Origin of the sequence: Maribacter sp. 4G9, assembly GCF_002742265.1 — a bacterium.
Lineage (GTDB): Bacteria > Bacteroidota > Bacteroidia > Flavobacteriales > Flavobacteriaceae > Maribacter.
In genome coordinates this window covers 1-25,423 of sequence record NZ_MDGL01000015.1, presented here as the reverse complement: position 1 = coordinate 25,423, position 25,423 = coordinate 1, and the positions used below count along the sequence as shown (strand labels likewise).

Below are 25,423 nucleotides of genomic sequence, written 5' to 3'. Positions count from 1 at the left end.
TGTTCCTTATCCCCTTCGACAACGCTCAGAGGACAGGCAATTAAACCTTTACGATCATTTTTCCTTTTTTCTTGCCGTCCATCATGTCCAAAAAGGCCTGTGGGGTATTTTCAAATCCTTCCACGATGGTTTCTCGGTAGGTCAATTTTCCCTCGCCCAACCATGTGGATAACTGCTCCATGGCCTCCGGAAATTTTTCGGAGTAATTAGAAACGATAAAGCCTTGCATCAAGGCGCTGTTCTTAATTAAAAAAGGTTGTACGCTCACCCCGGTAGGTGTTTCGGTGTTGTTATAGACCGATATCGCCCCGCAATTGATGGTTCTGGCGAACTTGTTGATGCTGAAGAGTACGGCATCGGAGATTTCCCCGCCCACATTGTCAAAATAGATGTCCACCCCGTTGGGAGCGGCCTCCTTAATGGCGGCTTTCATATCCTCCGTAGTCTTATAATTGATGCCTCGGTCAAATCCGAATTCGGAGGTTAATAATTCCACCTTTTCATCGGAACCGGCAATACCAATGACCGTAAGGCCCAAGATCTTCCCGATCTGACCCACAACACTACCTACGGCACCTGCAGCACCGGATACGATCAAGGTTTCCCCTTTTTTCGGTTTTCCGATTTCATGTAGGCCCAAATAGGCCGTTAATCCCGTCATGCCCACAATACCCAAATAGGCACTTAAGGGCGCTTTATCCGGGTCCACTTTTTGTAGGTTTTCGCCATCGGAAACTTGAAGCGTTTTCCAATCCAATCGGTCCCTCACAAAATCGCCTTTGGTAAAGTTTTCATTTTTGGACTCGATGACCTCTGCAATGATGCCGGAATTGATGGGTTTCCCCACTTCAAAGGGCGGGACATAGGATTTGGCATCGCTCATGCGTCCCCGTAAATAAGGGTCTACCGAGAGGTATTTGGTTTCCAAAAGCACTTCGCCGTCCTTGATGGTTAAATTATTCTCGGATTCCGTAAGTTCAAAATTGTCCAGGGTAGGGGCCCCTACCGGACGTTTTTTTAAGTGTATCGTTTGTATCATCGTATCGTTTTTTTGTTAAGTAATTCCTTATGCATTTTAAAAATTTTATATAAAAAGTATCCCTTCGAGTGGTTGATTTTCGATTTTTTCCATCGAAATTCAAGTGTATCGCGAACCCATCGCCTTCGCTCAGGGCAGGCTCCTTTGGGCCTTTCCCTTCATTTTTTTCTTGATAAAAAAACGAAGCAAAAAAATCAAGTTGAAAATAGGCAATTGCTGCGCACCATTCACTATCGGGTTTACATGCGTCGCGCTAGCGCACCGCACTTCCAACCCTTCGTTCATTATTGCTGATTTTCAACGGACAATTCCAACGCTAATTTATACCCAAAAACCACCATTGAAATCTACTCACTCCGTTCAAAAAAACGTCATTCACATTCCAACGAAATTTTTTTCCAATAACTCGGACTGACCCTTTGGTTAAGGTGACAGGTTCAAAATGCACAACGGGTTTTTAGTAATTTTAAGGTATCCCAAAGGTAGAGGTTATGTTCCTACTTCCCAGTGGATGCGATGGCAGTTATCCGTACTTTGCAAATTAAGGGCTGTCTAAAAGGTCACAATTCTATTCAAATGTCACATCGAGCGCAGTCGAGATGCGTTAATAACCAAAAGGATATAATTCTCGATTTAAGTTTATCTTGAGCGGAGCCGAAAGGCTCGAATTGACAGCAGAAATGACTTTTTTGACAGCCTCATATTAAGGGTCTGAACAACTACGAAGTTCTAAATATACAGTACCTTAATCTTCACCGATCATGATGGACTTCGCATTTACGAATTCCTTCATACCGAATCCACCATGCTCGCGTCCGTAACCCGAATTCTTGACCCCTCCGAAAGGCATATTGGGTTCTGCCAAGCCAAAGGAGTTGATAAATACCATTCCGGTATCAAAATATTTGCTGGCCATTTCCACAGCCTTGTCCACGTCTTTGGAGAATATTCCGCCTCCGAGTCCGAATCGGCTATCGTTGGCAATACGCATGGCATCCTCATCATCTTTGGCCTTGATCAAGGAAGCTACCGGGCCGAACAGTTCATCGTCATACGCCGGTTGTCCTTCGCTTACCTGAACCAAAACGGTCGCTGGATAATAATAGCCTTCGCCACCGGGCATCACCCCACCGCAGAGAATTTCGGCTCCGTTCTGTACACTCTTTTGTACCTGTTCGTGCAGTTTTTCCCGAAGATCTTTACGTGCCATAGGGCCCAAATCGGTTTCCGAATCGGTTGGGTTGCCCAATGTCAATGCCTTCATGCCTTTTACGAACTTTTCCCGGAACTCATCATAGACCGCCTCCGTCGCAATAAAGCGTTTGGCGGCAATACAGGTTTCCCCATTGTTATAGATTCGTCCCTGGATACATTTTTCCACGGCCAGATCAATATCGGCATCATCCAAGATAAGGTAGGCATCGTTACTACCTAGCTCCAATACCGTTTTCTTGAGAGCCTTGCCGGCTTTCTTCCCGATTTTCTTTCCGGCACCCGGACTCCCCGTTAAGGTGACGCCTCGGATTAACTCGTGTTCTATGATGGTGTCCGATTGATCGTGGGTAATCACCAGAACACTGAACAGTCCCTCGGGCAATCCCGCGGTATCGAATATCGATTTCAGGAGTTTGGCCGTTCCGGTCACATTTTCGGCATGTTTCAGCAACACACTGTTCCCCGCCATTAAATTGGCAATGGTATAGCGAATGACCTGATAGGCCGGATAGTTCCACGGTTGGATCCCATAAATAACGCCCAAAGGGGCGTAGGTGATGATGCCTCGGCCACCATCGGAAATTTCGCGTTCCTCGCTTTTGAGTGCGTCCGGTGCATTTTTGGCCGAAAAGCTACAAATGGCACTACATAGGTCTATTTCCTGTTCGCTTTGCTTCAGGAGTTTTCCCATTTCGGAGGTCATCATCTCGGCCAGTTCCTTTTTATAGTTTTGCAATTCTTCCCCTATGGCGGAAATCACCTTGCCCCGTTCCTCAACGGATTTGAATTTCCATTTTTTAAAGGCTTCGTGCGATTTTTGAATGGTGTTGGCCACCTGTTCATCCGTCATTAACGTATGCGTAGTGAGGGGTTTCCCGTTTGCGGGATTGATTGTTTTAAACGTTTTATTTGTTGTTGTCGTTGCCATTATTTTCTATTTTTTTAGTGAATTACTGTTGTTCGCTGGGTACCAGGTACACATCGTTGATGTTTACACGCTCCGGTTGGGAGAGTGCGTAGTAAATGGCATCTGCAATATCCTCGGCTTCCAAGGTGTCCATTTGCTGCATCTCCTTCATTTTCTCCATGATATCTTCATCGGTAATGGTATCCGTAAGATTGGTCGCAACCGCACCCGGTTCTATGGAAGTGACATTGATGCCGTATTTTGGGGCCAGTTCTTGGCGCAAGCCTTCGGAAAACATCTTTACTGCGGCCTTTGTGGCGCAATACACGGCTCCGCCCGGAAAGTACCGGTGTGCGGCCATGGAAGAGATGTTGATGATATGACCGTCTTTATTGGCTTTTAACTCCGGTAGTACCGCGGCCACACCGTTCAATACGCCCTTAATATTCACGTCCACCATTTTTTCCCATTCATCCGTCTTTAATTTTTCTACAAAGGAGAGGGGCATCAGTCCGGCATTGTTGATCAGGGCATTCACCGTTCCAAATTTCAATTTCGCTTTGGAAACCGCATTTTCAAAGTCCTTCATTTTGGTGACATCCCCGGCTACAACCAACGCGGTACCGCCATTGGCTTCTATGTTGGATTTCAATTCGTTGAGTTCATCTTCGCTCCGGGCCATAAGGACCATTTTGGCGCCGTGTTGGGCCAATTTGTGGGCGGCCGCTCTTCCTATACCGCTTGAGGCTCCGGTTACGAGTATTACTTTGTTTTCTAAATTCATAGCATTCTTTTTTTGATTCCCTACAATATAGGGGCTACGGACGGATTTCCTTAACTATAAAGAACAGGGAATTGACGGGTTCGCTATGGAGCGCGGTTTATAGTTTTTAGGGTTAAGTAGGAGAGAAATTTTAAAAGGGATTGTAGGGATATTATTTAATTAAAGTTCCCCCGCTCCCGCCAGTCTGCGACTGGTGGCCGGCATGAGTAAGTAAAACAAACATAAAAGGTTTAGAGAAGGCCATGGCTCCAATGTCGTGGTTTTTCATGCTACATCCTCTAGCTGTAGAAGTTTGCAACTTCGTACCCGCAACAGTACCCCAACAGAAACCCGCTCTGCGAAATCTATGGCTGATGGCGTACCGAGTATAAACTAGACAAATAGACCACAGCAGCGATGTTGTGGTTTTGTTTACAGTTTATAAATGAATTTCATGTTTTATTGCTACTTTGCTTGTGTACCACGGTGCGACCACCAGTTATAAACTGGCGGTAGGGTGGGAACAAGGGCGGGATGGAAAACGGATGATTGTGGTCGTAATTAGAATCGTATATCATTTTTATATTCCAAATTCCAAATTCCAAATTCCAAATCACAAATTCCAAATAATACAAGGCAGAACACCATGAGAATAAATACCACGGTATTTTAGCTTTTCCTAGTTTTCAATCGCTTTTTGGAGGATTTTGGTTATTTTTAGAAGATAACTAATCCAGTACCACATTATGAAAAATGCGCATTCGTATCTGCTCGTATTCCTCCTCGTCTTCAGTACCGTTTCCAAGGCCCAGGAAGACGATACCATTCTCAAACAATTAGAAGAGATTGCCATCATCGACCAAAAGGTCATAATGCCCATGCGCGATGGTATTCGCCTTGCAACGGACATCTATCGTCCCAAGACCAATGAAAAGGTACCGATCATTTTCTCAAGAACGCCCTATAACTTTAATTCCTGGGGGGATGGGGAGCAGAAGACCAGAACGGCGAAAAGTGCCTACGAGGCGGTAAAACGGGGATATGCCTATGTGGTACAGAACGAGCGGGGACGGTATTTTTCGGAAGGGGAGTGGGATATTCTGGGCGTTCCCCTTACAGATGGCTACGATGCCTTTAGCTGGATGAAGGACCAACCGTGGTCCAATGGGAAAATTGGTACCTATGGCTGTTCCAGTACCGCAGAATGGCAAATGGCCGTGGCCGCTTTGGACCATCCGGCACATGCCGCCATGGTGCCCCAAGGCTATGGTGCGGGGGTGGGTCGCGTGGGCGATATCCTAGAGCAGGGCAATTGGTACCGGGGTGGGGTGGAGCAGCTGCTATTTTTTTCCTGGCTTTACGGTGTGGAGCATGATAAGTTCAAACCCCGCATCCCGGAAGGCGCGACCCAGGAAGACCTGATTCGTATTTCGCGGTTTTACGACCTGGCACCAGAGAATCCGCCGGTGGATATGTCCGAAGCCCTACAACACTTGCCTATTCAGGACATCTTAAAAAATATGAACGGGAAGAAAGAGATTTTTGATAAAATGGTACGCCGTAAACCCAACCATCCGGATTGGTATACGGGCGGACTCTATCACGACGATATGGAAATTGGCACCCCCAGTTTCTGGTTCGCTTCCTGGTACGATGTGAGCATCACGCCCAATCTGGCGCTTTTCAACCATGTTCGGAACAATAGCAAAGACCCTGAAATACGGGACAATCAATATATGGTCATCGCACCGACATTGCACTGCGCCTATACTAGGGCGACGGAAAATACCATCGTAGGAGAGCGTAGCGTAGGCGATGCCCGTCTGAACTATGACGAACAGATCTATGCCTGGTGGGACCTTTGGCTGAAAGGTGAAAACAACGATTTTAAGGAGAAAACACCCAGGGTGCAATATTTCACCATGGGGAGGAATACTTGGCAGACGGCCGAGCAATGGCCCCCAAAGGACAGTAAAATGACGACCTATTATTTAAATAGTGACGGGACGGCCAATACCGTGAAGGGCAATGGAACACTTTCTAGAAAAAAACCATCCAAAGACCAACCGGATACCTTTGTGTACGACCCCATGAATCCCGTAACTTCCTATGGCGGCAACGTCTGTTGTACGGGAAATGCGGTCCAAGGAGGCGCCTTTGACCAACAGGTGATGGAGGAGCGTGATGATATACTGGTCTACACCACCGATGTGCTGCAAGAAGGCGTAGAGGTGACCGGTTTTATCGAATCCACCCTTTATGTATCCTCAGATGTCAAGGATACGGATTTTACGATCAAACTGATCGATGTCTATCCGGATGGCAGGGCCTATAACTTGGACGAGACCATTCAGCGTGCGCGTTTTCGCGAAGGGTACGACAAAGAGGTTTTTATGGAAGAAGGGGAAGTGTACAAAATCGACCTCACCCCAATGGCAACCAGTAATTATTTTGAGAAGGGACATCGCATTCGTATTGAGGTATCGAGTAGTAATTTCCCGCGTTTTGCCCGTAATTTAAATACGGGGGGCAATAATTACGATGAATCCGAAGGTGTGGTGGCTACCAACAAGATACACCACTCCAAAGCCTATCCCTCTCAGATACGCTTGCCCATACGTAAGTAGTCCCAAAAACATGGATTCGATGGCCTTGTAAAATGGGGAATTGTATTACGTTTTGGTATGGAAATTTGCAGTACCCAAGTAAACTACCTCGGGGCAAGCCCACGAGGCATTCGCAGGAAACAAATTTTTAATTTCTAGGCAAGCCTCGGAGTATTAAACCCTTTGGCGGTGCCAATAAAAAAATATTGAATATAACAGAGACCACTAAATGACCGCTACCATGAGAACATCCCTTTTTTGTTTGAGTTTCCTCTTTACGAGCCTATGCTTTTCGCAAATAGACCCATCCTATTATCAGGATCTGGAATACCGGATGATCGGGCCCTTTCGCGCGGGGAGAACCGTAGGTGCGGTGGGCGTACCTTCCCAACCCAATGTATTCTTTATTGGGGTGAACAACGGCGGGGTATGGAAAACGGATGATTATGGCCGTACGTGGAACCCCATTTTTGATGACGTGCCCACAGGTTCCGTGGGGGATTTGGCGGTTTCGCCCTCGGACCCTAATGTCATTTACGTGGGTACCGGCGAAGGGCTGCACCGTCCGGACCTTGCCGTGGGGGATGGGATGTTCAAATCCACCAATGGTGGTAAAAGTTGGGAACATATCGGGCTGGAAGATGTGCAACAAGTAAGTCGTGTGATCGTACACCCCACCAATCCGGATATCGTATATGTGGCCGGTTTGGGCCATCCGTACGGGGCCAATGAAATGCGGGGTATTTTTAAATCGGTAGACGGCGGAAAAACATGGAATAAGACCTTGTATATCAATCCTAATACCGGGGCAATCCAGGTGGAAATGGACCCGAACGACTCCAACGTCCTATTCGCCGCGCTATGGGAACATCAGGAAGGACCTTGGGAGAACGCCAAATTTTCCGGTCCCCACAGCGGACTCTATAAATCCACGGATGGCGGGGACACCTGGCGACCTCTTACCAACGGACTTCCGGGAGAGGAAGAGGGCCTGGGCAGGGTAGGGGTGGCGCTATCGGCCAGCAATTCCAAACGGCTGTATGCAACCGTAGATGCAGAAGAAAAGGGCGGGGTGTATACAAGTCAAGATGGCGGCGAAAACTGGAGCTTGGTCACTACGGAAAACCGTCTGTGGGGCCGTGGCAGTGACTTTGCCGAAATCAAGGTACATCCCAAGGACGAAAACGTGGTTTTTGTGGGGAATATCGCTTCGTACAAATCCGTGGATGGCGGTAAAACGTGGACCTCTATCAAAGGTGCCCCGGGCGGGGACGATTACCATAGGATATGGATTAATCCCCTGCATCCGGAAATCAAGCTTTTTGCCGCCGATCAGGGTGCCGTAATCACGGTAAATGGCGGGGACACGTGGAGTTCTTGGTACAATCAGCCCACGGCGCAATTGTATCATGTGACCACGGATAACCAATTTCCGTATTGGGTCTACGGCGGCCAACAGGAAAGTGGCGCCATTGGCATTGCCAGTAGGAGCAATGGAGGTCAAATCTCGTTTCGGGAATTTATAGGGGTGGGTGCCGATGAATATGCCTATGTGGCCCCGGACCCAAAGGATGCCAATATTGTGTATGGCGGTCGCGTCATCAAGTTCAATAAAAAAACGGGGCAGTCACAATATGTGGGTCCCGAGGTGTTGCGTTCCAGGGATTTCCGATACCTACGTACGATGCCTTTATTGTTTCATCCGGCCGATGATAGTATGTTGTTGTTCGGTACGAATGTCATTTGGAAAACCCATGATGGGGGACAGCATTGGGAACAGATCAGTGGCGACCTCACCAGAGCACAACCAGAAGTGCCTACCAGCGTTGGGGATTACAAAACGGCCGCGATGGAAAACATGCCGCAACGGGCGATTGTTTACGCCATTGGACCTTCGCCCTTGGATAAAGATATTATTTGGGCCGGTACGGACGATGGCCTAATTCAGGTGACTCGGGACGGGGGTAACACTTGGACCGACGTAACACCGACCTCGATTACCGCATGGGATAAAATTTCACAGATCGATGCCGGGCATTTTGATGCGGGAACGGCCTATGTGGCGGTGAATGCCATGCGAAAGGACGATATGCAACCCCATATCTATAAGACCCATAACTATGGGGAAATCTGGGAAGAAGTCGTTACGGGGATGAATCCCTCCGGACCGGTAAACGTGGTCCGCGAAGACCCGAAACAACAAGGACTGTTGTATGCCGGAACGGAGCGGCAGGTCTATTTTTCGGCCGATGATGGGGCCTCTTGGCAATCCCTAAGAATGAACATGCCCGCATCTTCTATTCGGGATTTGGTGGTGCATGAAAATGATCTGGTCATAGGTACCCACGGCCGCTCCATTTGGATTTTGGACGATGTGAGTCCGTTAAGGGAATTGGCTAGTTTTTCCGACCAAAATGCCTATTTATTTTCGCCCAGCGTTGCCTACCGCGTACGGTTCAATATGTTTAGCGACACGCCATTACCCCCGGAGGAACCCACGGGAGAGAATCCGCCGGACGGTGCTTTTATCGACTATTATGTAGGTACCGATGCACAAAAGGTGGAACTCAACATATTGGATTCGGAAGGAGCGTTGGTCAATCATTTTTCCAGTGACGATAGGGCGGAAGTATTGGATACGACGCAAATGCAGCATCCCACGTATTGGATACGTCCGTTCAAAGGATTGTCGGGCGAACCCGGCCATCACCGATTTGTTTGGAACCTACGATACAAGGAGCCTCAGGGCGCGAACAGGGCCTTTGCCATTGCGGCCGTGCAATATAATACCCCCAGTGGACCGGAAGGACCTTTTGTGGCTCCGGGAACCTATAAAGTGCAATTGAAGGTTGATGGGAAAATTTTGGAAAAAAACATCAAAGTAAAACTGGACCCTCGTTCCGAAATGAGCGAGGAAGCCCTTGAGCTTCAAACCGACCTATCCCTAGAGACCTATAAAGATTACGAGAGATTGCAGGAGATTCGGGAAGCGATTGACGCCAGCTCGGTAAAGGGTAGGAAGAAGGAAAAGTTGTTGGCCTTCAGGGGCGATGGCGCCCCGGAGGATGGCGATTTGATCTATGGAAGTATCTATGCGTTGGAACTGGAAGACGAAACGATTGTGGGACTGCAATCTAAATTGCTCTTTTTGCTCAATGTGCTGCAAAAGGCAGATGCCCGACCAACAGCCGCCACACAGGAAGCCGCGGCGCAATTGCATAGACGTGTGGGGGAGATGGAAGCCCTTTGGGAATCGAAGTATAAATAAGTCGGTAGTGAGCCGTTAAACGTTAAAAATCATAAAAATCCTTGGCTTGATTTGGTGTTTTTTTACTTTGGCAGAAAGGCTTGAATGTGTTAGCAAAAAGACGACAGTTGCCCCAAATTCCTACCAACGATACTGAACGGTTTATTTACTGTTTGGAAGCGGTCGATGATATTGAAACCGAAGCGATTACCGAAGTTCAAAAGAACCTGGAACATTTGGCCATGCAGTATGGGGTGGCCAGCATCTATCAAACCTGTGACACCATTGAAGGGCTGGAAGCCAGTTTGAATGCCTTGGTTTTGGACGACCATCATTTTAAGGACTATGAGATCATCTATTTGGTGATGACCGGGGAGGCTAATAGTATTTGTCTGAACGATTACTACTACAGTTTACAGGAAATTGCCGAACTGTTTGAAGGCCGATTAAAAGGAAAGATCCTGCATTTTTCCAATGCCAAAGTGCTGGACCTGGACGAGGAAGAATCCCAATATTTTTTGGATATTACCAATGCCAAAGCGATTTCGGGCTATGGCCATGCCTATGAAGGCATCAGCAGCTCCGACTTGGACAAAGTCTTCTTTAACCTGTTCAAGGAAGATGACAATATGTTCGATGTGATAGAGGAATTGCACCAACGGCATTACAATATCTGCAAGCTGCTGGATTTTAGGTTGTATTATTAATCCCGCGCTGCCAATTTCTTGAAAAAGGTACCAAGTTACCATCTTTACAGAGTAGGCTAGGGTTTCCCTGCTCGTTCGGCTCACAGTTGCCGTTGCGAAGTTGTAAAGTTCGCATAATTGATGCATAATTTCTTAGAAATTTGTAACTTCTCCTAGCAAACTAATGGGGCTGTAAAATTATTTAATATATTCAACCTAGAACAATAAATCAGCTAAAATGAAAAAATTCAGAGAACTACAATTAGTACTTTTTTGCACGGCTTTTCTTGTATTTAGTTCATCAATGAGTGCAGCTTTAATGGTGCAGCATAAAAATGAAAAAATCGTTCACAATACCTTTAGGTTTGGCGAGGAGGAACTAGTAGGATATTGGAATTATTCCGTGCCTAACGCTCCTTATGAATATAGTAAGGGTGATTTGCTCATCAACAAGGAACAGGACAATTTTACGGTAAAAATTATGTTGCCTGGAGGAAGTATTAACGCAGAAAGTGTTGTTGTTCAAGGAAATAAAATCAACTTTAAAGTATACGTTGAGGGCTCCTTGGTCAAGGTTGCCTTAGAGGCGCAAGGTGATATCATCAGTGGGATTGCTGAAACCCCGGAGGGCAGCTTGCAAATAAAAGGAACTAAGGGAGTGCGCCCTTGATAGGTGTATGTAAACAAGTAGTATTGGCCCTTGTTTCACTAGTTGCATCTGTAAATGAAAGCACCAAAAGAACGGATATGCTCATGGCATCCTAAACAGAGAAGTTGATATGTTTGATTTGGTAGAGGAGTTGCACCTGAGGTGTTATAATGCCTGTAAATCCGGGATTAAATTGCGTTATTAAACCATGATAAGAATAGGGTATACACCTTTTTAACCTAAAGGATTAACCGTTCATTCTGTTTTCCTTTCGCTCCCTACGGTCGTCCCTGCGTTCGCGACGGTCTTCCCGTAATTCACCTTTATCCTCCCTAAGTTCTTCCTGTGTCTCCAACAGGTCATTGTTCATGGTAGTGATAAACCTTTCAAGAATGCCATTTCCAAGGGATTCATCGGCTTTTGCGTTTTCGTATAGGGCTTTTTGGTTTTCCAATCGGACTTCCAATTCGGCACGGTCGGCTACATCGTCCCTTTTATCACGTCGGTCGTCACGGGTATTCCTTCGGTCGCGACGCATATCCCTTCTATCGTCAGGTGTACCCTCGTAGCCTCTGCGGTTCCTTCTTTTTTCCCTTCTGTTGGTTCCTTTTTCCACGGAACTTTGCACCACTTCCCGTTTGGCCCTGGCTACTTTTCCCTCGGCCTGTTGAATCTCCCGTTCCATGGCGGAAAGGATTCCCTTTCGATACTTTTGGGCCAAGTTTGCGTCGCCATTTTCAAGGGCCGATTGGAATTCGGATACATCGGCTTTAAAGGTTTCCAGTTCTTTGGTATCACGTTCCAATTGTGCGTTACCCACCTTGATTTGTCGGTGGTCCTGAACGGTTTCCTTGGCATTCTGAGCCGAAGCGAAGAGTGTGGTCATCAGGGCAAGAGTGGTAGAGATATAGGTATTTCTTTTCATCGTTATAAGCTTTATCGGTGTGTAAGATGTTTATATATTAAGATCGTAGTCAATGGAGTGGAGGTATCGAGTTCTAGTCAATAACTGCATTTATTCTTCCCCATAGGGTATTGTCAAAACCAGATACCGCAAAATTGGGATTTTGTGGGTCCGAAGCATCTCCCATACGTATGACCACCATGTTTTTGCTGGGAACCACATAGATACGTTGATCCTTGGCACCCATGGCCGCCACCATATCGGCAGGGGCATTTGGGACCAAGGAACCTGGATACACGGTTTGTTCACTAGGTACCATAAACTGGGATTTTCCATTCAACCACCAAAGGTATCCGTAGGAGGGATTGATACTTTGGGAGGTAGTTACAGATTCGGTAAAGAAGGATGCATCAATGATTTGCTCCCCGTCCCAGGTGCCGTTATTAAGGCTGAGCAGACCAAACCGGGCCATGCTCCGGGTCGTGCTATGATAAATGGTAAAAATCGTTCCCACGTTCCAAAACCCGTCCATGCCTATTTTCGACTTGAGGGTGGCATTGAAGTAGGTTTCAAATTCCGTCGCACTGGATTCGGCCACGACATCCATCAATTTTTGAAACACGTTGCCGTAGGCCCATCGGGTGCCGGCATCGGCCACATAGGTAAGGTTGGATTTTACGACCAATTGTTTGGTATCATCGATTCCCGAGGTCATCGTCAGCAGATTCCTTACCGTAATTAGGTTTTCCTTGTCCAGGTCCATATTGGTCCAGTCGGTCCCTAGATAGTCGGACGCCTTGTTATCGATATCAATAAGTCCGTTTTGCTGTGCGATTCCTGTGGTGGCGGACACCAAGGTCTTTCCGGCGCTGTTCCATTCCCAAGGTTCTTGGGCCGTATGGCCGTCAAAATACTCTTCAATCACGATCCTACCATTGACGAGGATCATAAAGGATTTGGAATTGGTCTGGATGAGAAAGTCTCTCAAAGGGTCAATTTGTGATTCGTTCCATTCCAAACTACTTGGTGTAACCGTTTCCCACGTATTGCTTCCTACAGGTGGAAAATACATGGTTGGATTGAGAACCTCAATAGGGCTATCGTCTGATGTTGAACAGCTCCCCACCATACCAAATAGGAATATTAAAAGCAAATACCCGTTTTTCATAAAATCAATTATTGAAGTTTTGTTCCCTGACCTGCCCGCAAATTGCGGCCAAACCTTTTTCAAGGATTCCCTACAAGACAGGAATAATCAACTATGATAACGTTCTCAGGGTTGCTTTGTTGTATGGGATCCGGGTGTAATTTCATAAGTTTTTTGTCGTCATAAATCAGTTGTTTTGGGTTAGGAGTGGAGTGGGTGAGCGAAATCCAAATGCCCAAAAATTCTTATAGGAAAATTACATACTCTAAATTAATAAACAGGTCACTTTAAAATAGTAGGCACGCTATTACTTTTTCTTGCCCACGGAAACTTTATAGTCGTCTATGGTTCCCTGTATCTTTAGATTGAGAAACTTGGTTTTTCTGTTGGGGTCTACTTCTACGATTTCATCTTCCCTATCTTGTTCAACAATACTGTCCTTTTTGCTTCCGAACAGTTTTTGCCATGTCGCCTTGCGTACCGTTTCCCAAGGTAAGCGTAGGTAATAGTCTATATTCTGACCGCTATCGTGTGTTCCTGACAGTTCCATGTGACCTAGGGTAGATTCAATGGACATCGCTGGAATAGTGATTTTCCCTTTGTCAATGGCCAAACTATTTTGGAGGGTGTCAAACCGAATGTTGCGCAGGTTCTTGTCTCCCATATAGTCCGAAAGTGCCAACATAGGATCATAATTCTTTAGTTTTCCGTCCAATACCTTCACGTCCATTTCAAGGGAAGATTGGTCCAAATCTGGCACTAAATCAGGATATACCCTTATGTTGCCGTTTATTTTGGCGGTAAGCTTTCCTTGCAAATTTTCAGAAACAAGGTGGTCTTGCCCAAAATTTTCAAATTTGAGGAGTAGTTGATCAAGGTCCACATTGGTCATGACCAACTCCGGCTGCATATAGATGTGTTTTGGGTCACTCCCATTAAAATAGCCTTTCAAACGAATGTTTCCCCCAGCTGCATCCATGCTAAGCGTATCCACGTACACATAATGATCGGGCGACGTTCGTAACGCTGCCTTTATGTTTTGAAGGTCTATCCTGTGGTATACGAAATGGGCGATATCCGCCTGAAAGCGCATATTGGTAAACGGTAGTTCATAAATGTTAAAAGCCTCTGCATGGGCCGCAACATCCTCTGTGGTGGATGTAATGGCCTCTTTGGCTTGAGGAGGGCTTAGGTCAAATTTGAATAGGGCATCGTAATCAATATAATCCGCACTTAATTCTAGGTAATTGTCACGTATTTGCAGTGATGGGTCTTCCCCTAGAAAATAGTTCAGGTCGACCTTAAACTTGGTAGAACCAATTTCGCCGTGAAAATCATTGATCATGATATGATTGTCCTCATACCTGATGTTGCCCTTAAAATCGTGAAAACGTTGCGGATGTAGTTCCATTTTGGTATCCAACTTGTCCAGGTCAACAGCAACGGATTGTAGCGAAGCATCCGTATAATGCATCCTTGATGTAAAATGCAGGGCCAGATCGTCAAATATTTCATGTCGGTATTCTTCCGGCACATAATTTTCCCCCTTGTAGGAGAACACGTCCTCCAGTCGCAACTTTTTTGAGGTAAGGTTGAAATCCAAGGCTACATCGCCATTTCGTTCGGGTCGTATCCAAAAGGCATAATCCTGTACCCATCCATTAAAATGAAAATCGCTATCGTCAATATAGCCCTTGAAGTCCACTAGTTTCAAATCCACGTCATTGATGAGCACATCGGCTTGAAAATCATGCAAACGATGTGGGTAGTGCTTTAAGTCTGCATGGAGGCTATCGATATAAAATTCCCCTTTGGGCAAATATTCGGATTCCGTAAAGTCTTTGGCGGTACCCACAAAGGAAACGCCCATTTTCAGATTTTCCACCTGTTCATCGATTCCTGTTTGGATGGAGTCTTGTGGTGAAAACCCTGTCAATGCCGCAATATCCAAGTAGTTGGAGGCAATATCCAAATGCGCCTTCACGGGTGTGTTGGTATGATGTACAATGGACGGTAAGTCTGACAAAAAACCGCGTATGGAAACATCGGAATTGCCCATTAAGAGCTCAAATTGTTTGAGCGTGGCCTCCTTGCCGTTCATCTCCAGCTCCACTTGTAAACTATCGAGCTGTACGGGTAGATTGTCCGCCTCCAGGTGCAAATTTTCAACCTTCAGGGCCGCATAGTAGGCCTGATTGAGTTGCTGCAACGCCTTTTGAGGATGATCGATATCTATGATATCATGAAAATTCATCTTTAGTTTGATGTTGCCAGAGACGTTCCGTACCTGTCGCAGTTCTAAAAATTCCGAGATGAAATCCAGGTTGAAGTCTGCCTGCATTTGCATATCCACCTCAGGGGATTCAAAATTCCGTACAAAGATCGACCCTTTAAACTCGCCTTTCTCTAGGGAGGCGGCCATATTGGTCAAGGAAAATTCCATGGTGCTGGCATCCCTGTTGGCCCCATTGCTAAAATGGCCCTTAAAGCCCATATTATCTATTTTCTTTGCACTGGTAGGATGCTCCAAAAAGGCTTTTCCAGCACCAAATTGGGCAAAAATCGCGGGCCTGTTACCTTTGTTTGCCGCACCTTTTACGGTGGCATTGAAATAAATTTCCCCGGCATTTTTATACCTCTCCAAAAGGGGGATAACATCTGCCGGGGCAAATGCAATGAGCATATCAAAATTGGGCTTTGTGCCCTTAATGGCAAGGTCAAGGGCCATATCGTTTTTGGCATCTATAGACCCCTCAAGCTCAAAATCACCGTTCTCCATAACAATTCCGCTGGGCGCTATGTCCAGTATGCCCGTAGCTTCATTGAACACCAGGTCTGTGTGGATCTCAAAATGTTTTTTACGGATAAATGTGGTGTCGCCCTCTTTGATCACGTTCAGTTCCAGTTCCGTATCAATATGTCCGGCAATCATACCGTCCTGTATACCAAAGCCCCCTTTGGCATCGTAAATGAATTTTTCAACATCGGTTTGGGTTGCTTCATCCAAGGTATGGACATCCAGGTTTTTTAATCGGATCTTGTTCAAACGAATATTCGTGGTCGCCGTACCCTCGTTAGAAGTGGTCATCAGGGAATTTTGGATATTGGTGCTATTATCCTCGTGAACGACTATATTAAGAAGCCCGTCCTCTATTAAAAGCGAGTGGATCTCGTAGTTTCCGCTCAGAATATCCCAAAGGTTGAAGCCCACATATATATCCTTAACGTCCATGATCAGGGGGGCATTTTCAAACTTGGACTCCAAGACCTGAACGTCATAGATCTTTATGGAGAGGTCCGGAAAATTACCGAAAATGGACAAATTACTCTTGCCCATGGTAATACGGCCTTTATGCTCCAGGTTGAGAAGGGCAATCTGTTCTTGGATAATTTTAGACTGGTGGCTTTGGACATAGAGTAGTAGGGCCCCTATAAGGAGCATAGGCACCAAGAAGATGCACAAGACGATCCGTTTCCAGTGTTTTTTAAGCCTCAAATCAATTTTATACGATGTGGTAGGAACCTTGTCCTTTCCTTAAAACGAATGCCCTGGGCATCCTATTGTTTGATGCACTATTTCGACGGTGAAATTTTGCTTCAAATTATGGAGGACCGTGCAGATCCTCATTATTTTAAGCGAGTAAGTGTACGTGAAATGGCAGGTTACTTCACGAATATTTCATATATGAAGTTGGTAGTTTGTTTCTTGGCCTTTTTGGTGTGCCTATATATTTTGTTTTTCTAATAATATACTTTGTTTCAGTAAATATTTATCAAAATATGCCATAGCAATTGTATATTTTACAATAGCTTTAAAATAGTAACATAAATTCGTGTAAAAGAAGTGATTTATTAATATTTTCAGCTTGTTGAAAGCAAATCGAAAATTTATTCAAACGGAAATACTAGCAGGAATAAGCTCTTTTCTGGCTACTTTTTACATCATTATTGTAAATCCTTCAATTCTTTCAGAGACGGGCATGCCATTTTCTGCAGTGGTAACTTCAACTGTTCTTGTGTGTTCCTTTGGTAGTATAGCCATGGGAATTTATGCCAAAAATCCTTTTGTAATCGCCCCTGGCATGGGCTTAAATGCCTTTTTTACGTATACGGCAGTTTTGGGATTGGGATTATCCTATGAAGCTGCATTGGGGGCTGTTTTTTGGGCTGGAGTATTATTTTTGATTCTAAGCCTTTTTAAGGTTCGAGATACCATTGTGCGTTCTATTCCGTATGCATTGCGCTACGCTATCGCAGCGGGCATTGGGCTCTTTATTTGCTTTATTGGTTTTCAAAATGCCGGCTTTATTGTAGATGATGCCGCCACTTTGGTTGGTCTAGGGTCATTAAAAGAAACCACGTGTCAAACTTTTTTAGCAGGCTTGGCAATCACAGCTATTTTAATTTCAAGAAAAGTTACTGGAGCAATGGTTATAGGAATTTTGCTTACCACTATTTTGGCATGGCCAATAGGCAGGTGGTGGGGTGATGCCTCATTGATTAATTCTGGTTTGCCTACCCTAGTAAATTACACAGGTGTTTTTGCATTGCCCGACTTTAGTATGTTGTTTAAAGCCGATTTGATCGGTTCAATGAAGTATTCTTTTCTTCCTGTAATTTTTGTTTTTGCATTTACTGATTTATTCGATAGTCTGTCCACCTTCGTTGGCCTATCTGAAGCAGCGGGTTATAAGGATGTTGAAGGAAATCCTAAAAACCTTAAAAAATCGCTGCTAGTAGATGCGGTTACAACCATGTTTTCAGGTCTCGTTGGCACCAGTTCAGGAACCGCATATATTGAATCTGCCGTGGGCATCCGCGAAGGTGGAAAATCTGGACTAACGGCAATTACCGCGGGACTTTTGTTTTTACCCTTTCTCTTTTTCTCTCCCTTATTATCGATCGTGCCAAGCATTGCAAGTTCGATTGCTCTGGTACTGGTAGGTTCTTTTATGATGAAACCATTGACCAAAATACCATGGAGTAGTCCAGACGAGGCAATTCCTGTTTTTTTCACAATGATTCTCATGCCTCTGACATACAGTATTACAACTGGAATTATTTTTGGATTCTTAAGTTGGACCTTGTTGAAACTGGTAACGGGAAAAACAAAAGAAATTAACCCCGTACTAGTACTCATCAATCTATTATCCTTACTCTACTTATGGTTCTAAATAGAATTCTACTCCTTTTCATGTTCGTCTTATTTGGCACTGCAAATGCACAGCGCATTGCTATAATGGGTGCTATGGATGAGGAAATTGAACTACTGAAAGTTGATTTACTACACAAAAAAGAAGTCCGTAAAAACGGAATCACATTTTTTACCGGTAAACTAAAAGGACAAAAGGTAGTGCTCTTAAAAGCAGGAATAGGAAAAACAAACGCAGCTTATAGCACCGCCATTCTTACTGCCAACTTTAAGTTGAAAGGACTGATTTTTACCGGCGTTGCAGGTGGTTTACATCCAGATATTTTACCAGGAGATATTGTTGTTGCAACAAAAATGATTCAATATGACTTTGGAGCGTTCAAAAATGGAGCGTTCGAAACCTGGCCCACTCGAAATTTAGTTCAAAACAATAAACGAAATACACTATATCTTCCTGTTGATTCTTATTTATTGGAAAAAACAAAGAAGGTAGTAGAACAAATCAAATTGGCACCTTTTCAGCATAGAATTCCAAAAATTTATACCGGTGTTATTGCTACTGGAGACACTTTTTTGAGTGATTCAAAAAAGGCTGAGGAACTGTATTCAAATTTTAAGGCACTCGCAGTAGAAATGGAGGGTGCCGCGGTCGCCCAAATTTGTACCATGCTCAAGCTTCCGTATATCGTAATCAGAAGTTGCAGCGATAATGCCAATAGGAATGCGCCTTCTGATTATGCTGCATTTGTAAAGGTAGCAGCAGGAAATTCTGCCCAAATGGTACTTGCACTATTGGATCATTATAAAGGAGAAAAATAATGCATTGCTTCGGCTAAAAATCATGAAAACGAAGTATTAAAAAAATAAAATGATGAATTCAAAACTTAAGGTATTCGCTACCAACCTTGTAATTTTTCTACTTTTATCTAGTAAATCTTTTTATGCTCAAAATATCATGACAACGGATTCAAAAACCGAAAAGAAAGAAATTGCGTTCATTCTATTTGATGATTATGAAACCCTCGATGTTTTTGGGCCAGCTGAAATTTTCGGGAGACTCGTTGACAAATACAGCTTAAAATTCTATTCGCTTGAAGGTGGTGTCATTTCTAACAGACACAAGGTACCTATCATGACGGAAAAGTTATCGACAGCCAACGATGCACCCTATATGATTTTGGTGCCCGGAGGTCTTGGTACCCGTAAAGAAGTAACAAATGAATTGCTAATTGATCAAATAACAGCGTTATCGAACGCTAGTGATTATGTGTTAACGGTTTGTACCGGCAGTGCACTCTTGGCTAAAACGGGGCTTTTGGATAATAAGGAGGCAACTTCAAATAAAAGGGCCTTTTCCTGGGTTGTTACCACAGGTCCTAAAGTGATTTGGGACAGAACGGCACGTTGGAAAATCGATGGAAAGTATTATACCTCTTCAGGAGTAAGTGCCGGAATGGATATGTCACTAGGCTTTTTGGCCGATAGACACGGTATTGATTTTGCCCGAAACGTGGCTCTAGAAATTGAATATAATTGGATAGAGGATAAGGATAACGATACTTTTAAAGCCAAATAAATGGATGATTCTAATAGCGATTGGCTATGCGGCAATTTGACATAACCCATGGCAAATAAGATTACCCAGTGGGTGATTGCTTTTGGTGGCGAGATGTAGCGTTGGCTTTTCTAGGAAGAATGCGATTTGCCAGCCGCATCAACTCGCTAAATTTTAAAAGATTCTCAATCTTTTAAAATATTCCGTACATAATAGAATTATAGCTACTGATATTTTAAACATTCCAGTAAAACGGCTTTGACATAATATCTGCCGATATAGTGCTTCGCCCGATATCTGATATTATATCAAATGCAAGCATGCGCCGTTTTACACATTACCAGCCGCACAAGTCTCGCCGCCAATATAAAAAGCCCACTGGGCTTTCCATATTGTCACGTGTACTATAATGTCTTGCGTTATGACACTTTGCTTTGGTAAAGCAAAGTAATTAGTACTACTTCTCCTTTAAATTTTTCTTCTAAAAGGTATCTTCTTAAAAGGTAATGGAACACTTATTATACGAGCCGACAGTAGGAGGAGAGTGTAATGTGTGTGGAATGGAATTTTATTACAAATGACAATTAGTAACAGAAAAGCGTAATTGATTTCTTGTTAATTTTTAATATATTTAAAATCTCCAAAGAGTTTACCATCCACAGTTATATCTCAGATTAATATTTTATTGAAAAGTAAACACCCTACTATGACCAGAAAATTACTTGGCTTATTTATTTTACTATTTGTTCTAAGTTGCTCAAATGATGAAGGGAATACGAATTCAGAAGATAATCCCATTGCTGAAGAACCAACGGAAGATTCTGCTGATGACACCCCAGAAGTTATTTTGATAAAAACTGAAAGTGTCCCTGTTACTGGTGGAACAATCGAAATCGAAGGTAAGTTCAAAATTGTTTTCCATTTGACCCGAAACCTGGCAAAAGGGCGTCCAATGGGAAGCCTTGAATTCGCCAAGAAAACGGAATCAGGAAGCTGAAGGTAAGAGAGGCATACGGGTAAATATGCGACGGAAATAGGGGAGTTGGAGAAATGCGATCATATCGCTATCTTTTTCCATCCAAAGAATGATATTTTTCCACAACCCTTTAGAGTTATCTGGAAAAAATTTGGAATCAAATAACCACTAAAAAGAAAATAATGCCAAGATTATTTCTATTGCTTCTAGTACTTACATGTCTGATGTCGTGCAAATCCAAGAAAGAAAAGAACCTGGATTCGGCCGATGAAATAGCCTATAATTTTCACATTGATGAGAGCGATAATGAAATACGGGTTTTCGAAGACGGGGCAACGTCAGCGCTGCTGACCCAGAACGCTAAACACGATTTTAGACCCTATATCCATCCGATTTTGGCGCCTGGCTCCACGGCCGAACTGACCCAGTACAGTCCCGGGCACCACAAGCACCAGACAGGACTTTATTGGGGCTTTACCCGAGTGAACGGCGAAGGCGCCACTCCCGAAGAATTGAAAAAATGGTTTTACAAGCCCGATAAGCCCGAGGCTATCAAAAAAAAGATAGGTAGAGATTTTTTCCATAATCCTGGTGGTGATTATTGGCAAAAAGTCGCATCCGAAGTTCTTGTTCCCGAAGGGAAGGAAGTAAAATGGAAGACGGTCTACAACATGCTGGATGCAGAAAAAAAACCAATTCTTAAAGAGACCCAAACATGGACCCTAACCCAAAAAGGGAACAAATATTTCTTAAGTCTTGAATGGCAAGGTGAGGCCTTGACCGATATTACGATCAATGAATTTGATTACGGAGGTCTCTTCCTTAGAATGCCTTGGGAAAAGGGCATCAAAGGCGAAGTGATGAATGCCGCACTCCAAAAAAATGAAAAGGCGAACGAGAAAAGAGCCATGTGGGCCGATGTCGGAATGGACATAGAAGGCATGGAACCATGGGGCCATATTGCGATTTTCGATCATACAGGGAATCAAGGATATCCACAGCCATGGAGGGTAGACGGGCAGTTTGGCATCGGCCCCGTATTGGCAAAGTCAGGGGATTGGCATATCAAAAAAGGGGTGATAAAAATATTCCAATATCAAATAGTGGCGTATTCAGGCGAATTGGATACAATGGAAATGAACGCCCTTTGGGGCGATTATGTAGGGGATAAGGGAATGTACAATACCGCCTCGCTCTGGCAAATTGCCAAGCAGGAAGGCCGAGACGCCAAGTTTTTAAATCCAAAGGAAGCGGTCGAGGCCATGACCGTAAAGGAAGGTTATACCGTAAACGCATTTGCCTCCGAGCCCATGATTACCCAGCCCATTGCTTTTTGTTGGGACGATAAGGGTAGGATGTGGATAGCCGAGAACAGGGACTATGAAAACAGGCAAGAAGGGTTTGCCAATTCGGGTGACAGTCGCATACTTATATTAGAGGACACCGATCGCGATGGGGTGGCGGATACTAAAAAAGTATTTATGGAGGGCATCCCTTTCCCTTCGGCCATCGCAGTTGGTCATGGCGGGGTATTCATCGGTGCACCACCGAACCTGCTTTTCGTGCCCGATGGCAATAATGATGACAAGGCCGATGAAAAGGACATTAAGGTACTTTTAACTGGCTGGGGCATCCGTGATCGGCACGAGACGATTAATAGCTTCCATTGGGGTCCCGACGGTTGGTTGTATGGTCTTGAGGGTTTTGCTACTCCCTCTAAAATACGAAAGCCCAATGATGGAGAAGGACGACTGTATAAGCATGGCGATGAATTTCCAAAAAATCTATTGGAGAAGGAAGGAGTCGATATTAATGGAGGCGTTTGGAGGTACCATCCCATAAAGGAACGTTTTGAAGTGGTGGCCCATGGCTTTAGCAATCCCTGGGGCATAGACTATGATGCCAAGGGAGAAATGTTTATAACGGCATGTGTAATTCCCCACATGTTCCACATTATGAACGGGGGCATATACCACAGGCAGGGAGGACAACATTTTAACCCCTATGTTTATGAGGATATCAAGACCATTGTAGACCATAGTCACCGATCGGCACACGGAGGCGCAAGAATTTACCAGTCCGATGCCTTTCCAGCAAGTGAGCAAGGACGCTTATTTATGGCGAACATCCATGACCATGGCGTACTGTCGGATATTCTTGAGCCCAACGGTTCTGGCTTCACTGCGCGCCATAGCGATGAGTTCATGATGGCCAATAATGCCCAGTTTGTAGGCTTCAGCATGGAGGTGGGTCCTGCAGGCGATCTGTATGTACTTGATTGGCACGATGCCGATATATGTGGGGGCGATGTACTTAATAAGGATACGGGTAGGGTGTTCCGAATTACTCCCGAAAAGTCCTTGGCCGAGAATTGGCCGGGCAGATTTGATGACTTAAACAAGAGAAGTGATGAGGAACTTGTAGCGTTGCAATTGAGTAAAAGTAATTGGCATGCGCAACGGTCACGTGTCATATTGCAATACAGAGCAGCTAAAAAAGCACTGGATGCAAATGCGGTTAAACGCTTGAATGACATATTGGCCAATGAGAAAAGTGAAGATATAAGGCTGCGCGCCTTATGGACTTTACAAATAACCAATAACCTTAGTTCACAAAGACTTTTGGATTTATTGAATGACAAGGACCAATACGTCCGTTCATGGGCCATTCAATTTCTGGTTGAGGATGGGCAACCCTCGGAAAGAGCCATAAACCAGATGACAGCTATGGCGAATACTGAAACTTCGGCTGTCGTTAGACGCCATCTTGCCGGAGCCCTACAACGTATAAATGAAGCCGACCGTTGGGCTCTTGCTGAATCCCTAGTTCGGTTTGAGGAAGACGCGGATGACCCAAATATACCTCTGATGTTATGGTTTGGGATAGAACCAATAGTAGCAAAGCAGCCTGGAAGAGCATTGGCGATGGCTGTGGAAAGTGCAATTCCCTCCCTTGTACAAAAAATTGCAAGACGTCTCGTGGATGAGGGCCAATTGGAAAAATTGATTGCTGCGATTGGGCAAAAATCCAGTACACAGTCAGATCTGTTAAGCGGACTATTGGCAGGTTTGGAAGGAAATATAGATGCTAAGGAGCCTTCGAATTGGTCGAATGTATATCAATCATTGCAAAACAACGCCAAGTTCTCTTCCCTTGCCGATGCCGTAGCTCAGAAATTTGGTAATGCTGAAGTAGCTCAAAAAATGTTGGCGGTTATCAATGATTCAAGTGCAAAACCTGAGGAAAAAAGGAAAGCAATTCGGGCCTTGGCTTCCCAGCAAAATCCAGCATTGCAAGAGGAAATACCTAAATTACTGGAGGATGAGGAGCTGCGATTAGAAACTATTACGTCCATTGCAGCTTATGATAGTGATGAGCTGGGCAAGGCGTTATTTCAGAAATATAAGAACCTTTCGCAGCCGGAAAAAGAGCAGGCCATATTGACCATGGCTTCGCGGCCAAGATATGGAAGGTTTTTAGGGAATGCCCTTAAAAATGGCACGATTCCAAAATCTGATATCCCGGCGCATGCTGTTCTACAATTAAGGGCCGTTTTAGGCAATGGTTTTGTGGAGATTTGGGGTCCCATTGATGATATATCCCAAACATTACAAGTTGAGTATATCAAATACCAAGGCATATTGACAGATGATGCCCTCGCCAAAGCGAGCCCGGACAGGGGCAAGGAGGTCTATGCGCGTGTCTGTGCCACTTGCCATATGCTGCATGGGAAAGGCGGAAAGATAGGACCAGACCTTACGGGCTCCAATCGAACCAACATGACCTATTTACTGAGTAATATTCTAAACCCGAGTGGAGATGTACAGGAAGATTATAAACTAGTGGTGATTACTACACAAGACGGACGTACCTATAGCGGAAACGTTATAGCCGAAAACGACAGAAGTCTTACCCTGCGGGTGGTTGGTCAAGACCCGATTGTGCTCAATAAATCACAAATTAGGACTAGGGATGTTTCTGAAAAATCTATGATGCCAGAAGGGTTATTGAACAACTTAAGCAAAGAAGAGGTGTTGAATTTGATAGCGTATTTGAAGAAGCTGGAGCCATCGGCATAATGTCACAATTGCTTAGTATTAAGCAAGTGAATAGAACATATTTGGAAACTGGTTTAAATTGATTCTGAGTTTTTCATTAAAGTTTAATTTGAAGAACAGTAAGATAGTTTTGAATTTCAAAACACTAGGAAGACTCAGTAATTACTTATAACTTATCGCTATTTGACCATAATGACGGATTATAGAATATTTATGTTCTATAATGTTCTGCGTTATGTAACTTGAGCTTTGATTAAAAGCGAAAGTTGTGACAATCTTCCTTGATTTTTTTCTTTCAAAAAAGTTTTTTCTAAAAAGGTAATGGAATACTCTTTGTGCAAAAAACGGTCATAGTATACCACTAAAAACGGATTAAAGTGAACCACCCAAAACGGACTAAAGTGAGCCACCTAAAACGGGTGAAAGTGAACCACTAAAAAAGTCGATTCTATTTGTAAAAAGTCAAAGGTCTTTTTTTGTTAAAAAGACAATGGCTAATAAGCAAATAGATATGCGTAA

At 44.4% G+C, this 25,423-nt stretch carries 15 protein-coding genes; 9 read left to right on the top strand and 6 right to left on the bottom strand.

Annotated features, from left to right (window positions below):
• Positions 1 to 40: 40 nt before the first annotated feature.
• The 3 genes from BFP75_RS01825 to BFP75_RS01815 form a co-directional block, all read right to left on the bottom strand.
• Positions 41 to 1,039, bottom strand: a complete 999-nt coding sequence (locus BFP75_RS01825) for an NADP-dependent oxidoreductase (protein WP_099542975.1) — start codon at positions 1,037 to 1,039, stop codon at positions 41 to 43.
• A 745-nt stretch (positions 1,040 to 1,784) separates the two neighbouring features.
• On the bottom strand, positions 1,785 to 3,182 hold the full coding sequence (locus tag BFP75_RS01820) for an NAD-dependent succinate-semialdehyde dehydrogenase (protein WP_099542974.1): 1,398 nt from the start codon (positions 3,180 to 3,182) through the stop codon (positions 1,785 to 1,787).
• A gap of 22 nt (positions 3,183 to 3,204) precedes the next feature.
• Positions 3,205 to 3,945, bottom strand: a complete 741-nt coding sequence (locus BFP75_RS01815) for an SDR family oxidoreductase (RefSeq protein WP_099542973.1) — start codon at positions 3,943 to 3,945, stop codon at positions 3,205 to 3,207.
• 725 nt (positions 3,946 to 4,670) lie between these two features.
• On the opposite strand from BFP75_RS01815, the gene BFP75_RS01810 reads away from it, so the two are divergent.
• The 4 genes from BFP75_RS01810 (at position 4,671) to BFP75_RS01795 (ending at position 11,133) form a co-directional block, all read left to right on the top strand.
• Positions 4,671 to 6,551 (top strand): CocE/NonD family hydrolase, encoded by a 1,881-nt coding sequence (locus tag BFP75_RS01810; protein WP_099542972.1) that lies wholly within the window; start codon positions 4,671 to 4,673, stop codon positions 6,549 to 6,551.
• Positions 6,552 to 6,771: 220 nt separating this feature from the next.
• Positions 6,772 to 9,798 (top strand): WD40/YVTN/BNR-like repeat-containing protein, encoded by a 3,027-nt coding sequence (locus BFP75_RS01805; RefSeq protein WP_240531663.1) that lies wholly within the window; start codon positions 6,772 to 6,774, stop codon positions 9,796 to 9,798.
• Positions 9,799 to 9,884: 86 nt separating this feature from the next.
• Positions 9,885 to 10,484 (top strand): DUF6642 family protein, encoded by a 600-nt coding sequence (locus BFP75_RS01800; protein ID WP_099542988.1) that lies wholly within the window; start codon positions 9,885 to 9,887, stop codon positions 10,482 to 10,484.
• 217 nt (positions 10,485 to 10,701) lie between these two features.
• A complete protein-coding gene (locus BFP75_RS01795; protein WP_123803289.1) occupies positions 10,702 to 11,133 on the top strand; it encodes a hypothetical protein in 432 nt (143 codons plus the stop codon).
• Positions 11,134 to 11,359: 226 nt separating this feature from the next.
• On the opposite strand, the gene BFP75_RS01790 is transcribed toward BFP75_RS01795, so the two are convergent.
• The 3 genes from BFP75_RS01790 to BFP75_RS01780 all read right to left on the bottom strand — a co-directional run bounded on the left by BFP75_RS01790 (position 11,360) and on the right by BFP75_RS01780 (position 16,659).
• The gene (locus BFP75_RS01790) at positions 11,360 to 12,037 is read right to left on the bottom strand and encodes a hypothetical protein (RefSeq protein WP_099542969.1); all 678 of its coding nucleotides are present in this window, start codon (positions 12,035 to 12,037) and stop codon (positions 11,360 to 11,362) included.
• Positions 12,038 to 12,110: 73 nt separating this feature from the next.
• Positions 12,111 to 13,184, bottom strand: a complete 1,074-nt coding sequence (locus tag BFP75_RS01785; protein ID WP_099542987.1) for a serine hydrolase domain-containing protein — start codon at positions 13,182 to 13,184, stop codon at positions 12,111 to 12,113.
• 286 nt (positions 13,185 to 13,470) lie between these two features.
• Positions 13,471 to 16,659, bottom strand: a complete 3,189-nt coding sequence (locus BFP75_RS01780; RefSeq protein ID WP_099542968.1) for an AsmA family protein — start codon at positions 16,657 to 16,659, stop codon at positions 13,471 to 13,473.
• A gap of 370 nt (positions 16,660 to 17,029) precedes the next feature.
• On the opposite strand from BFP75_RS01780, the gene BFP75_RS01770 reads away from it, so the two are divergent.
• The 5 genes from BFP75_RS01770 to BFP75_RS01750 all read left to right on the top strand — a co-directional run bounded on the left by BFP75_RS01770 (position 17,030) and on the right by BFP75_RS01750 (position 24,925).
• The gene (locus BFP75_RS01770) at positions 17,030 to 18,337 is read left to right on the top strand and encodes an NCS2 family permease (RefSeq protein WP_206073472.1); all 1,308 of its coding nucleotides are present in this window, start codon (positions 17,030 to 17,032) and stop codon (positions 18,335 to 18,337) included.
• Positions 18,338 to 18,357: 20 nt separating this feature from the next.
• Positions 18,358 to 19,134 (top strand): 5'-methylthioadenosine/adenosylhomocysteine nucleosidase, encoded by a 777-nt coding sequence (locus BFP75_RS01765; RefSeq protein ID WP_165776520.1) that lies wholly within the window; start codon positions 18,358 to 18,360, stop codon positions 19,132 to 19,134.
• 136 nt (positions 19,135 to 19,270) lie between these two features.
• Positions 19,271 to 19,891: a DJ-1/PfpI family protein gene (locus tag BFP75_RS01760; protein WP_099542965.1), complete on the top strand. Its 621-nt coding sequence runs from the start codon at positions 19,271 to 19,273 to the stop codon at positions 19,889 to 19,891.
• A gap of 685 nt (positions 19,892 to 20,576) precedes the next feature.
• A complete protein-coding gene (locus BFP75_RS01755; RefSeq protein ID WP_099542964.1) occupies positions 20,577 to 20,867 on the top strand; it encodes a hypothetical protein in 291 nt (96 codons plus the stop codon).
• Between the two features lie 161 nt (positions 20,868 to 21,028).
• Positions 21,029 to 24,925: a PVC-type heme-binding CxxCH protein gene (locus tag BFP75_RS01750; protein ID WP_099542963.1), complete on the top strand. Its 3,897-nt coding sequence runs from the start codon at positions 21,029 to 21,031 to the stop codon at positions 24,923 to 24,925.
• Positions 24,926 to 25,423: the final 498 nt, after the last annotated feature.